Source organism: Bradyrhizobium sp. AUGA SZCCT0182, assembly GCF_018130185.1.
GTDB lineage: Bacteria > Pseudomonadota > Alphaproteobacteria > Rhizobiales > Xanthobacteraceae > Bradyrhizobium.
In genome coordinates this window covers 192161-205322 of the sequence record NZ_JAFCLY010000001.1, presented here as the reverse complement: position 1 = coordinate 205322, position 13162 = coordinate 192161, and the positions used below count along the sequence as shown (strand labels likewise).

10 protein-coding genes are annotated in these 13162 nt (G+C 62.3%); 7 read left to right on the top strand and 3 right to left on the bottom strand.

The features are described from left to right. Positions 1-57: 57 nt before the first annotated feature. The 5 genes from JQ611_RS00940 (at position 58) to JQ611_RS41515 (ending at position 4975) form a co-directional block, all read left to right on the top strand. The gene (locus tag JQ611_RS00940) at positions 58-663 is read left to right on the top strand and encodes a K(+)-transporting ATPase subunit C (RefSeq protein WP_212266096.1); all 606 of its coding nucleotides are present in this window, start codon (positions 58-60) and stop codon (positions 661-663) included. Positions 664-704: 41 nt separating this feature from the next. Next, positions 705-3428 carry a sensor histidine kinase KdpD gene (locus tag JQ611_RS00935; protein ID WP_212464272.1) on the top strand — a complete coding sequence of 908 codons (2724 nt, stop codon included), beginning with the start codon at positions 705-707 and terminating at the stop codon, positions 3426-3428. Next, entirely contained in the window at positions 3425-4114 is a 690-nt protein-coding gene (locus JQ611_RS00930) for a response regulator (RefSeq protein ID WP_212266098.1), read from the top strand. The genes JQ611_RS00935 and JQ611_RS00930 overlap by 4 nt, the downstream gene beginning before the upstream one ends. A 125-nt stretch (positions 4115-4239) precedes the next feature. After that, a complete protein-coding gene (locus tag JQ611_RS00925; RefSeq protein ID WP_212464269.1) occupies positions 4240-4680 on the top strand; it encodes a PTS sugar transporter subunit IIA in 441 nt (146 codons plus the stop codon). 64 nt (positions 4681-4744) lie between these two features. After that, entirely contained in the window at positions 4745-4975 is a 231-nt protein-coding gene (locus JQ611_RS41515; protein WP_312011794.1) for a DUF6496 domain-containing protein, read from the top strand. 125 nt (positions 4976-5100) lie between these two features. Here JQ611_RS41515 and JQ611_RS00915 read toward each other — a convergent pair whose 3' ends face one another. Then, positions 5101-5985 carry a Ku protein gene (locus JQ611_RS00915; protein ID WP_212464266.1) on the bottom strand — a complete coding sequence of 295 codons (885 nt, stop codon included), beginning with the start codon at positions 5983-5985 and terminating at the stop codon, positions 5101-5103. Between the two features lie 948 nt (positions 5986-6933). Here JQ611_RS00915 and ligD point away from each other — a divergent pair. Beyond that, positions 6934-9585 (top strand): DNA ligase D, encoded by a 2652-nt coding sequence (gene ligD / locus JQ611_RS00910; protein ID WP_212389863.1) that lies wholly within the window; start codon positions 6934-6936, stop codon positions 9583-9585. Positions 9586-9721: 136 nt separating this feature from the next. Here the strand turns inward: ligD and JQ611_RS00905 are convergent, their stop codons facing one another. Continuing rightward, positions 9722-9886: a DUF3309 family protein gene (locus tag JQ611_RS00905; RefSeq protein WP_192740124.1), complete on the bottom strand. Its 165-nt coding sequence runs from the start codon at positions 9884-9886 to the stop codon at positions 9722-9724. Between the two features lie 168 nt (positions 9887-10054). Here JQ611_RS00905 and JQ611_RS00900 point away from each other — a divergent pair, with 168 nt between their 5' ends. Beyond that, the gene (locus JQ611_RS00900; RefSeq protein WP_212389862.1) at positions 10055-10366 is read left to right on the top strand and encodes a polyhydroxyalkanoic acid system family protein; all 312 of its coding nucleotides are present in this window, start codon (positions 10055-10057) and stop codon (positions 10364-10366) included. Here JQ611_RS00900 and treY read toward each other — a convergent pair. Then, positions 10363-13158, bottom strand: a complete 2796-nt coding sequence (gene treY, locus JQ611_RS00895; RefSeq protein WP_212464258.1) for a malto-oligosyltrehalose synthase — start codon at positions 13156-13158, stop codon at positions 10363-10365. The two genes, JQ611_RS00900 and treY, sit on opposite strands and share 4 nt — an antisense overlap. Positions 13159-13162 lie beyond the last annotated feature (4 nt).

Here is a 13162-nt window from a genome sequence, read left to right as displayed (position 1 = left end):
GAATGGATTGCTTCGTCGCTTCGCTCCTCGCAATGACGAATTATCAGGAGGCATGTTATGTTAAGAGAAATTCGCCCCGCCATCATCCTGCTGCTCTTGCTGACCGCCATCACAGGCCTCGCCTATCCGCTCGCGATGACCGCGATTGCCGGCGTGATCTTTCCGAAGCAGGCGCAAGGCAGCCTGATCGAGAAGGACGGCAAGGTGATCGGCTCGGCCCTGATCGGGCAGGAGTTCAGGGAAGACAAATATTTCCACGGCCGGCCCTCGGCGACGTCGGCGCCGGACCCGGCCGATTCCAGCAAGACGGTATCGGCCCCCTACAACGCCGCCAATTCCGGTGGCTCCAACCTCGGCCCGACCAGCAAGGCGCTGAACGATCGGATCAAGGAGGATGTCGACAAGCTGAAGGCCGAAAACCCCAACGCTCCCGTCCCCGTCGATCTCGTCACGACCTCTGCCAGCGGCCTCGATCCCGATATTTCGCCGGACGCGGCGCTATTTCAGGTGCCGCGGGTGGCCAAGGCGCGGAAGATGCCGGAAGAGCGTGTTCGCCAGCTGGTCACGGAGCACAGCCAGGGCCGCATGGCTGGATTGCTCGGCGAGATCAGAGTTAACGTTCTGGCGCTGAATCTGGCGCTGGATGCCGCCGCAACCAAATGACGGGAGCTAGGCCGCGCCGGATGAGATGACTATATTGCCGCATGGCTAATCAGCGCCAAGATCATGAAAAAAGACCGTCGCCGGACGCGCTGCTGGAGGCCGCCCGGCGCGAGAGCGATCAGGCCGGAAAGCTCAAGATATTCGTCGGCGCCGCCCCCGGTGTCGGCAAGACCTACGAAATGCTGCAGAGCGCGCACGCCAGGAGCAAGGCCGGTGTCGATGTTGTGGTCGGCGTGGTCGAGACCCATGGGCGGGCAGAGACCGAAGCGCTGCTGCACGGCCTTGAAGTCATTCCGCGCAAGAAGCTTGAGTATAAGGACCAGATCCTTGAGGAGATGGACCTCGACGCCCTGATTGCGCGGCGCCCTCAGATCGCCCTGGTCGACGAACTCGCTCACACCAACGCGCCCGGCAGCCGCCATCCCAAGCGCTATCTCGACGTCGAGGAGCTGCTGTCCCACGGCATCGATGTCTACACCGCAGTCAACATCCAGCACATCGAAAGCCTCAACGATGTGGTCGCGCAGATCACGCATGTGCGGGTGCGCGAGACCGTGCCGGACAAGGTGTTCGACCGCGCCGATGCCATCGAGCTGATCGACCTTACACCTGACGACCTGATCCAGCGGCTGAAGGAGGGAAAAGTCTACGTCCCCAAGCAGGCCGAACGCGCGCTCGAACACTATTTCTCACCGGGCAATTTGACTGCGCTGCGCGAACTGGCGTTGCGACGCACCGCCGAACGGGTCGATGAGCAACTGCTGACCCACATGCAGGCCAACGCGATCGCCGGGCCCTGGGCCGCAGGCGAGCGTGTTCTGGTTTGCATCAGTGAGGATCCGCGATCGGCGGGGCTGGTGCGCTACACCAAGCGGCTGGCCGACCGGCTGCACGCGCAATGGACGGCGATCAGCATCGAGACGCGGCGCAGCCTGCAACTGACCGACGAGCAGCGCGACCGGCTCGCCGATACGATGCGGCTCGCCGAAGCGCTCGGTGGCGAGGCTATCACCATTCCCGGCGTCGGGCGGCGCATTGCCGATGACGTGGTCCAATTCGCGCAAGCCAACAATGTGACCCAGATCATCATCGGCAAGTCGACGCGTTCCCTGTGGTTTGAACTCACGCGCGGCTCGGTCGTGCACGATCTGGTGCGCCGCGCCGGCAATATCACCGTCAACGTCATCGCCGGCGAGGAACTCGCGGCCGAGCCCGTTCCGAAGAAGACGGTGCACACGGCCGAACGGCAGGAGCCGTTCGATCCACTGCCCTATGCAATATCCCTGCTGTTCGTCGCCATTGCGCTCGGTGCTGGCCTGCTGGTTCATCCACGGCTGGGCATCGAAAACGTCGACCTCGTGTTCCTGACGGCCGTGGTCGGGGCCGCCGTCCGTTACGGGCTGTTGCCTTCGATATTTGCAAGCGTGGTGGGCTCGCTTTGCTACAATTTCTTCTTCCTGCCGCCGCTCTATAACTTCACGATCACCGAGCCGACCAATATCGCCGCCTTCTTCTTCTTTATGCTGATTGCGATCCTGGTTTCCAACGTCGCGGCGCGGGTGCGAACGCAGGCCGTGACTGCGACTAGCCGGGTCCGCACCACGGAATCGCTCTACGCCTTCAGCCGCAAGCTCGCCGGCACCGCGACCCTCGACGACGTGTTGTGGGCGACCGCCTACCAGACGGCCTTGATGTTGAAGGTGCGGGTGGTGCTGCTGTTGCCGGAGGACGGCATCATTACCGTCAAGGCCGGCTATCCGCCCGAAGATCAACTGGACAAGGCCGATCTCGCCGCCGCGAACTGGGCATGGGGCAATGACCGAGCCGCGGGGCGCGGCGCCGATACGCTGCCGGGCGCCAAGCGCCTGTTCCTGCCGATGCGAACCGGACGCGGACCGATCGGCGTCATCGGCATCGATGACGACAAGACCGGGCCGCTGCTCACCCCGGATCAGCGCCGGTTGCTCGACGCCTTGATGGATCAGGGCGCGCTGGCGATCGAGCGCGTGTTGCTGGTGGAGGATATGGACCGCGTCAAACGCACGGTGGAGTCGGATCGTCTACGCTCGGCGCTGTTGACCTCGATCTCGCACGACCTCAAGACGCCGCTGGCCTCGGTGCTCGGCGCCGCAAGCGCGATACGGGACCTTGACAGCGGCCTGAGCGATACCGAAAAACGCGACCTGCTGGCAACCGTGATCGACGAGTCCGAACGGCTCAACCGCTTCATCGCCAACCTGCTCGACATGACAAAGCTGGAATCCGGCGCCGTGGTGCCGAACACGGCGCTGCATGATATCGGCGAGATCGTCGGCAGCGTGCTGCGGCGCGCCAGCAAGATTCTTGGAGGCCACAAGGTTTCGCTTGAGCTTGCCGCGGACTTGCCGATGCTGCAGCTTGACGCGGTGCTGTTCGAACAGGTGCTGTTTAATCTGCTGGACAACGCGGCGAAATATGCGCCGGCCGACACCACGATTTCGATCAGGAGTTCGCGGGAAAGGGATTGGGTATCCCTGCAAATCATTGACGAAGGCGATGGTATACCGCCCGAGGAGCTGGATATGATATTCGACAAGTTCCATCGCGCGCAAAAGGGCGATCACGTCCGCCCGGGCACCGGCCTTGGCCTGGCGATTTCGCGCGGCTTTGTCGAGGCGATGCATGGCACGATCTCGGCCGCCAACCGGCTTGACCGGAGCGGCGCCGTGCTGACTATCCGCTTGCCGGTCCCGGCAGTATCAGATGCACTGGACACCGCCGCATGAGTGCCGCGCCGATCAAGGTCCTGGTGATCGACGATGAGCCGCCGATCCGCAAGCTGCTGCGGATGGGACTGAGCACGCAGGGCTACGAGATCCTGGAAGCCTCCAACGGCAAGATCGGGCTCGAATTGCTTGCGCAGGATCCCGCATTGATCATTCTCGATCTCGGATTGCCGGATATCCAGGGCCATGAATTGCTGCGCATGATCCGCGGGCGTAACGACAGCGTTCCGGTCGTTGTGCTGTCGAGCCGCGGCGACGAGGCCGGCAAGGTCCAGGCGCTCGATCTCGGGGCCGACGATTATCTCACCAAACCGTTCGGGATGGACGAACTGCTCGCCCGCATGCGCGCAGCACTTCGGCACCAGTTGCAGGTCCATGGCGAACGGCCGGTATTCCGATCGGGCGATCTTTCGGTCGATCTTGTGCGCCGGATCGTCAAGGTGGGTGACAAGGATGTCAAATTGTCGCCCAAGGAGTATGAATTGCTGCGCGTGCTGGTGCAGCATGCCGGCAAGGTGCTGACCCACCGGTTCCTGCTGAAGGAGCTGTGGGATGAGTTGACCGACGCGCAATATCTCCGCGTCTATGTGCGGCAGCTCCGACAGAAGATCGAGACGGATCCGGAGCGCCCGCAATTCGTTCTGACTGAAACCGGAATAGGCTATCGGCTGCGCGCGCCGGATTAGAGCATGATCCGGAAAAGTGGGTACCGGTTTTCCGATGAGATCATGCTCAAACAAAGAGTTAGAGAGGGATGACGAAACGAAGAGAAGTCGTCCCGCTCTAACGCGGCGATCCGCCCGGAGTTACGATGAAGATTTCCGATCTGCTATCGCCAACCGACGTCATGATCGACGTTCGGGCCTCGCAGAAGGGGCCGCTGTTGCAGGAATTGGCGGCCATGGCCGCCGCCAATCTCGGCTTGGCGGTTGATGAGGTCACGTCGCATCTCCTGAAGCGGGAAGAACTGGGATCGACGGGGACCGGCAATGGCATCGCCATTCCTCATGCCCGGCTGACGGGCTTGAAGCGGCCCTATGGGCTGCTTGCAAAGCTGAAGCAGGGCATCGAATTTGATGCCATCGACGGACGGGCGGTGGACGTGGTGTTCGTCCTGCTGTTGCCTGCGGCAGTGGAGAGCGAAGCGCTCACCGCTTTGGCGCTGGTAGCCCGGACGTTGAGATCGCCGGATACGCTCGCGCGACTGCGGGCCGCGAAGACCTCAGCCGAACTCCATGCCGCGGTGGCCTGAGGGTTGCGGGCTGGAACCTTCGTGCAATGCGACGATTATTTTCCCGAACACCGGTAGGTAATCCATGGCACGAAAATATTCCAAGAAGGCTTCGGCCGACGTCAAGCGCGCAATGAAGAAACGCAAGGCTGGCACCTTGAAGAGTGGCCGCTCCGGCAGGACGGTGAAGAGCAAGAAGCAGGCGATCGCGATCGGACTTTCCGAGGCGCGCGCCAAGGGCAAGAAGGTGCCGAAGAAGGCCAAGAAGACAGCAAAGAAACGGAAGACAGTGAAGAAACGGAAGGCGAAGAGGTAGGGCATCTCTCTCTCGTCATGGCCGGGCTTGACCCGGCCATCCACGTCTTTGCTGCAAGCTAAAGGAAGTCGTGGATGCCCGGGTCAAGCCCGGGCATGACGAATGAGTGGGCTGCGCTCTCAAAATCACCCCGCCTTGCGGGCTCGCGCCGCCGAGCGGTGCGCCTTCTTGGCCGCGCGTCGTTGTGGGGCCCGGCGCGATGCCGGGGCGCCGGCTCGGCGCTTGGTGGCTGCCTTGCCTTTCAGGCTCTGCTTCAGCGCGTCCATCAGGTTGATGACGTTATCCACCTTCTCCTCACGCGGGGCGGCCTTCACGGGCTTGCCGGAGGCCTTGCGGCGGACCAGCGCCTTCAACGCGTTTTCGTATTCGTCCTTGAATTTCGACGGATCGAAATGCGCCGCCTTGGTATCCAGGATGTGGCTGGCCAGTTCGATCATGTCTTTCGATATTTTGGGGCTCTTGATGTCGTCGAAATAGCTGTCCTCGTCGCGCAGTTCGTAGGGGTAGCGCAGCGTGGTGCCGAGCAGGCCCTTGCCGAGCGGTTCGATCGCGATGACGTGCTCGCGGTTGGTGAGCACGATGCGCGCCAGCGCGACGCGGTCCTGGTCCTTCATGGCGTCGCGGATCACGGCAAAGGCGTCGATACCGGCCTTGCCGTCCGGCACGATATAATAGGGGTTGTTGAGATAGCGTTTGTCGATCTCGTCACGGGGCACGAAGCTGTCGATGTCGATGGTGTGGTTGCTCTCGATCTGGACCGCCTCCAGTTCCTCTTTCTCGACCTCGACATATTCGCCCTTCTTCAACTCGTAGCCGCGGCCCTTCTGGTCGCTCTCGACGACATCGCCGGTCTCGCTATCGACCATCTGCTGCTTCAGCCGGTTGCCGGTGTCCCTGTTGATCATGTGGAAGCGGGTTTTCTCGGCGGAGGTCGAGGCCGGGTACAGCGCAATCGGGCATGACACGAGGGAAAGCTTCAGCGAGCCTTTCCAATAGGCGCGAGGGGCCATGACAATCTCCGGCGAGGATTTTGGTTTCGGAGCTTCAACGGTTGGTGCTGGGTTTGGTTCCTGTTGCTGCTGTGCAAGAGCAACGCCGCCTTTCCGTCATTGCGACCCGTTGGCTCGCAATGACAGTTGAGTGCGACAAAACAACCCGACGGGCAAATCACTTCGAATTTTCGGAATTAATGTCAAGCCCCAGAATTAGAAATATTTCTGTTTCCCAGAAAGAAAATCAGAGGTATGTGTTTGGCCATCCCGTCCTACTCAAAAGGGCGTCGGCCGTCGTCACGGACGTTGGGCGGGTTGCGGTGGACGCTGGTTTACGCCTCGACGATGGCGTGGATAAGCGTACGGCAAAACCGTGTGGTCCTGGCACCCGTTGCAGGTGTCAAGCTGTCGGGTAGGCGAGAGCTGAACCGGCGGTGACGGAGTCAACCAAGAACTCGTCTCCGGGGAGATCACGGCATAAGCCGTAAAGCCATTGCGCAGGGAAGGCCGGGTGTTCTCCGCTGCCCTGTATGCTCGTGTGCAGCCTACTTAGTGCAAACCGCACACGGGACCGCGGGTGCAGCGCGCACCCGGTCTTCCCTGCGCCCTCTATTTGAAGAGGGCGGGAAGTTTCTGGCACAGCTCGGGCGCATCGCGCCGCGAGAATGCGAAGGTGTGTTTTGGATAACGGCGCAACAACAAACACCGCTGTCGTCCCGGCCTTGAGCTCAGATGCGCAATTGCGCATCGGGGGACCCATACGCCGCGGCCCATCGGTTAGGCGCTGGCGTTAGAGACCTTCTTCAACAATGATTGCCGCGGAGTATGGGTCCCGGCGCCGGGACGACGCGCTGATGGAGCTAAGGCCACGCCCGGCGGGCTTTGGTTTCGGAACTTCAACGGTTACCATGGGTTTTGGATAACGTTGCCGCCTCGCGGGGCGCCGGACGGATGTGAGGCTAGACCGTGTCGCTACGAAACCTGAACACCTACCGGAAAAAACGCGATTTCGAAAAGACCAGCGAGCCCTCCGGCGACGTCAAGGTGGCGCCGTCGAAGCAGCGGCGGTTCGTGATCCAGAAGCATGACGCGACCCGGCTGCACTACGATCTCCGGCTGGAGTTCGACGGCGTTTTCAAGTCGTGGGCGGTGACGCGTGGTCCCTCGCTCGATCCGCACGACAAGCGGCTCGCGGTCGAGGTCGAGGACCATCCGCTCGATTACGGTGATTTCGAAGGCACCATTCCGGATGACCAATATGGCGGCGGGACCGTGCAGCTCTGGGACCGCGGCTATTGGGAATCCGACGACCCCGAGCGCGGCTTCAAGAAGGGCGACCTGAAATTCAACCTGCAGGGCGAGAAGCTGCATGGCAGCTGGGTGCTGGTGCGGATGAAGGGCGACCGCTATGGCGGCAAGCGCACCAACTGGCTGCTGATCAAGCATCGCGACGAATTCGTCAAGGAAGGGGACGACAACGATATCCTCGACGAGGACAAATCGGTCGCGTCGGGCCGCTCGATGGATCAGATTGCGAACGGCAAGGGGAGGGCGCCAAAGCCGTTCATGCTGGCGAAGGGCGGCAAGACCAAAGCGGATGCGGTGTGGCATTCCAACCGCGGCGATGCGGCGGAAGCGCGGGCGCAGGGAAAAACATCGATCAAGACGTCGATCGCGCGGTCCGCGCCTCTAACGAAGGCGCCCGCCGCCGCCAAGGCGAAGAAGATTGACGCGATGCCGGATTTCGTCGCGCCGCAACTTTGCGCCTCGGCCGAAAGCCCACCCAATTCGGACGGCTGGTGCCACGAGATCAAATTCGACGGCTACCGCATGCAATTGCGGGTCGAGGATGGCGACGCCGTCCTGAAAACCCGTAAAGCACTGGACTGGACGGAAAAGTTCGGCGCCATCGCCAAGGAGGCGACATCGCTGCCGGATGTGCTGATCGACGGTGAAATCGCGGCGCTCGACCACCACGGCGTACCGCATTTCTCGACGCTGCAGGCCGCAATCTCCGACGGCAAAACCGGCGCCCTGATCTTCTTCGCGTTCGATCTGCTGTTCGCCGGCGGTGAGGATCTACGCGGCCTCCCGCTTGGCGAGCGCAAGGCGCGCCTGAAGCAGCTTCTGGAAGCCAGGAAGCGCAAGGGCCGTCTGATTCAGTACGTCGCGCATTTCGAGGAAAGCGGCGATTCCGTCCTGGAAGCCGCCAACAAATTGGCGCTTGAAGGCATCATCTCCAAGAAGCTGGATGCGCCGTATCGATCCGGGCGGTCCGAAAGTTGGACCAAATCCAAGACCCGCGCCGGACACGAGGTGGTGCTGGGCGGCTGGAAGACCACCAACGGCAAATTCCGCTCGCTGATGGCCGGCGTCTATCGCGAAGGTCATCTCGCCTTTGTCGGCCTCGTGGGCACCGGCTTTGGGCAGGATACGGTCCGGCGCATCATGCCGGCGCTGAAGTCGGCGAGTTCAGACAAGAGCCCGTTTGGCGGCAAGGACGCGCCGAAGAAGACCCGCGACGTGCATTGGCTGAAGCCTGAACTCGTTGCCGAGATCGAGTTCGCGGGGTGGACCGACGGCGGCAACATCAGGCAGGCGGCGTTCAAGGGGCTGCGGCAGGACAAGCCGGCAAATGAGGTTGAAGCGGAGAAGCCTGTCATGACCAAGGCGGCAAAACCTTTGATCAGGTCCGGCAAGTCGTCGGCCAGCAAATCCGCTGAGGTGATGGGCGTCGTCATCTCAAAACCCGACAAGGCGCTGTGGCCCGACGGCGGGGACGGCAAGGGCGTGACCAAGCTCGATCTTGCGCGTTATTTCGAGGCGGTCGGCGAATGGATGATCGGCTATCTCAAGGGACGGCCGTGCTCGGTGGTTCGCGCGCCCGATGGCATCAAGGGAGAGACGTTCTTTCAGCGTCATGGCATGCCGGGCAAGTCGGAGCTGCTCGAACTCGTCAAGGTCTCCGGCGACCGCAAGCCGTACCTGCAGATCGATCGCATCGAGGGCCTTGCTGCGGTAGCCCAAAGCGGCGGGCTCGAACTGCATCCCTGGAATTGCGCGCCTGATGCGCCAGATGTGCCCGGCCGGCTGGTGTTCGATCTCGACCCCGCGCCCGATGTCGAATTTGCTGACGTGATCGAGGCCGCCAAGGAGATGCGGCAGCGGCTGACTGCCGTGGGCCTCGAGAGCTTCTGCAAGACCACCGGCGGCAAGGGACTGCACGTGGTGACGCCGCTGCTCCACGGGCCTAAGGACAAGGTGACGTGGAAGGAAGCGAAGGCGTTCGCGCAGGGCGTTTGCCAGTGGATGGCGAACGACGATCCCGAGCGCTATCTGCTCAACATGTCGAAGAAGCAGCGCCAGGGAAAGATCTTCCTCGACTATCTGCGCAACGACCGGATGTCGACCGCGGTCGCCGTGCTGTCGCCGCGCGCGCGCGAGGGCGCTACGGTTTCAATGCCGCTGACCTGGGCGCAGGTGCGCGGCGATCTCGATCCAAAGAAATACACCGTGCGCACGGTGCCGGCGTTACTGGCCAAAACCAAGGCGTGGCAGGGCTATGATGAGGCGGCGGCGTCGATCAAGGCGGCGATGAAAAAGCTGGCGGGGAAGTGATGGAGGGCAGCGAACACAGCCAAGTCGTCATGCCCGGCCTTGTGCCGGGCATCCACGTCTTTGCCAAGCTCAAGCAAGGAAGACGTGGATGGCCGGGACAAGCCCGGCCATGACGGAAAATCTCTTTACTCAGAGATCACAGCTTCCCGAGCAACAACAATATCAGCAGGATCACGATCACCAGCCCGAGGCCGCCGCCACCGTAATAGCCGGTGCCGTAGAACGGTCCGCCGCCGATGCCGGAAAAGCCGCCGAGAAGGGCGATGATAAGAATGATCAGGATGATTGTTCCGAGTGACATGTAGTTCTCCTCAGCCCGGCATTGGGCGCCTGTTTGCCTTGCCCTCAACCGGAAAAACAAATGGCAGGTGTGAAAGTTCCACCTATTGCAGTGCACATATCGCGCCCGCCTCTTCCTTTCGAACGGAACGGAATTACATCCGAAAGATCAGACCCGAGGATTTGTCCAATGTCCGCACCGCTGGTCGTTTCCATTCCGCACAGCCTCGGCCGCGAAGAAGCCATGCGCCGTCTCAAAACAGGTTTATCGCGCGCTGCGTCGAGCGTGCCGATGCTGAGCGTCGATGAGGAGCGATGGGAAGACAACCGCATGGTCTTTCGCGTCCGCGCGCTCGGGCAGGCGGCTGCCGGGCATGTCGATGTCGCCGACGATCATGTGAAGGTCGAGGTCGTGTTGCCGTGGCTGCTGCAGCGCTTCGCCGAAGTGGCCCAGGCCGCGATCCGGAGTCGCGGCAATCTGTTGTTGACCAAGAAGAACTAGGGCGTTGGTATCAAGCGCCTGCGCTTTGGCGCACGCTGCGCCGCGCCGTGATATCTGGCCTTCAGCACGGCCACAGGCAGGTGCGCCAACAGGTCGGACAACCGCAATTGTGAGGCATCGGCGTCGGCAAAGCCTTCCGCCGAATAACCGGTGACGTCGAGGGTGGCATCATGGCTTTCGGCGCGGGGCCACGCCCGGCCACTCTCGGAGAACGCGGCGGACGATTTCGTGACGACGACGATTGCGGCCTCGCGGCCGCGACGGCGGGCAAAGGCGATAAAGTGGTCGCGATGAGGTCCGCTGATATCCAGTGGCTGATAATCGCCGTTGGTGAAGACATCGGCGAGCCCAGTGCGCAATTTGAGGAGATGCCGCGTCCAGGCCAGTTTCAACTTGCCGCTCGGCCAATCCTGCACCAAATGGTCCCAGTCCGGTGTCTGCAGTGAAGCGAGCAGGTGGGCACGTTTGGCAAAGTCGACTGGTCGCCGGTTATCGGGATCGACCAGCGAGAAATCCCAAAGCTCGGTGCCCTGATAGAAATCGGGTACGCCCGGCATCGTTGCCTTCAGCGTGATCTGGCTCAGCGAGTTCAAGGCGCCTAATAGCGATACGCGCCGCGCCAGTGCATCAAGCGCGTCCAAAAACTCGGCGGAAATGGAGCGGTCCAGAATGCGCGCGATGAAGGTCTTCAGTCCCGCTTCATAAGCCGCGTGCGGATTGAGCCAGCTGGTCTCTTCCTTGCCCTCGCGCGCCGCCTTCAGCGCATAGGCCTGCATCCGCTCCAGGAACCCCTCGTCGTCCGGCTGCCAGGCGCCCAGCAGGGCCTGATAGAGCATGTATTCGAATGTCGCCGACGGCGCCCGCATCTCGCCGTCGATGACCAGATGGGGCGCGTTGAGAACCTTCCACCGCGCCACGGCGCTGGTCCACTCGCCATGGATCTCGGACAGCGCCATGATCCGGGCGCGGGCGTCCTCGCCCCGCTTGGTGTCATGCGTTGCGGTCGCGGTCATGCCATGCGGCCATTCCCCGGCGCGCGTCTGCATGACCTGATGAAAATCATCGACGGAGAGCGCCCTGGCAGATGGGTCTCCGCCGACCTCGTTGAGTGCGAGCAGGCGGTGGTAGCGATAGAACGTGGTGTCCTCGAGCGATTTCGCCATCATCGGCCCGGTGAATTGCTGCACCTTCAGCGCAAATCGCCGCACGCGCGGCGCGCTGTGTGGCGGCCGGCCGGGCTTGAGCAGGTCCATGGTCAGGGTGTCGCGCAGGAATTCGAAAATGCCGTCATCGGCCGCGAACCAGTCGGCGCGTGCCTTCTGGAGAGTTTGCGAGATCAGCGCACGGTCATGGGCGTTCGGACCCGACGAGGTCAAATAGGTCCGGTAGACCGGGAAATGCAGCACATAGAGTTCCAGCGCCTGCCGCAGACTGTCGGCGGAATAGTCCCGTGTCGAGTAGTGTCCGCTGGCGATGCGCGCCAGGAGGCGCGTCAGCACCGTGAACTCGCTGGTCAGCAGGGTTTCCAGCACCCGGCGCTTAGCCTCCCTCAGGATCGGTTCGAGTTTCGGCGACTGGCTGCTGATCTGGCGAAAGATTTCGCTGAGCGGTTCGAGGCCATTGCCGTCGACCAGCGCTTGCGTAATCGTGTTCATCCACTCGTAGCCGGTGGTACCGTGAACCCCGGTGAAGGAAGGCAGCTGTTCGCCTTCCCCGAGAATCTTCTCGATCACCATATAGAATGGCTTACTGCCCTGCGCGCCGCGGATCAGGCGGCGCAGGCGCTGAAAATATTGGACGGGATCGCGCAGGCCGTCGATATGGTCGAGCCGCAGGCCCTGCAGCTTTCCTTCCGTGATCAGCCGTCTGACGAGTTGATGGATGGCCTCAAAGGTGCCGGCGTCCTCGACGCGCAATCCCGCGAGCGAATTGACGTCGAAGAAGCGGCGGTAGTTGATGTCGCTGGAGGCAAGCCGCCAGTGACCGAGCTTGTAATGCTGGCGTTCGAGAAGGTGGTGCAGCGCCAGCGTCTGAGCGGGACGATCCGGTCCGGCGCGATAGGCGTCGATCCCGTGCGTGATGGCCGCAGTGCTTCCGGCGATCGCCCGCAACCCCGCCTTGAACGCCGGGGCTTCCTTCCGGTTGGGGCGGCGCAGCCCGTGGTAGCGCGCGGCGAGGGCGAGGATGTCCTTGCCGGCTGGACGATCTTCGGCGCCTGCTTCTCTGACGACGGTTCGCAGGATTTCGCTGTAGCGCTCGGGTGCGATCGGCAGCCGATGCTCGAAATACCATGCCGAGAAGCTGCCTTCGTTGGCATCATAGCGCAGTTCGATCTCGCCGCTTTCCAGCGCCTGACCATAGGATGAACCGATGATCGGCAGCAGCACGCCGCCGCGCGCGCGATACGGCAGCAGTTCCCAGTCGATATCGAAGGATGCCGCGTGCGGCGAGGTCTGGCCCCATTCCAGCACGTCCAGCCACCATGGATTATCGGCGAAATGCACCCCGACATGATTGGGCACGAAGTCGAGGATCAGGCCGAGATCGTATTTCCGCAGCGCCGCACTCAACCGCTCGAAGCCGGCTTCGCCGCCGAGCTCGGGATTGAACCTTGTGTGATCGGTGATGTCGTACCCGTGCGTGCTGCCCTTGCGCGCCGTCATGAAGGGCGAAGCGTAGAGATGCGTGATCCCGAGCGCCGCAAGATACGGGACGACGGAAGCGGCCGCGTCGAAATCGAAATCCGCCGAAAGCTGCAGGCGGTAGGTCGCGATCGGGATCGCCGGGGGCATTTTC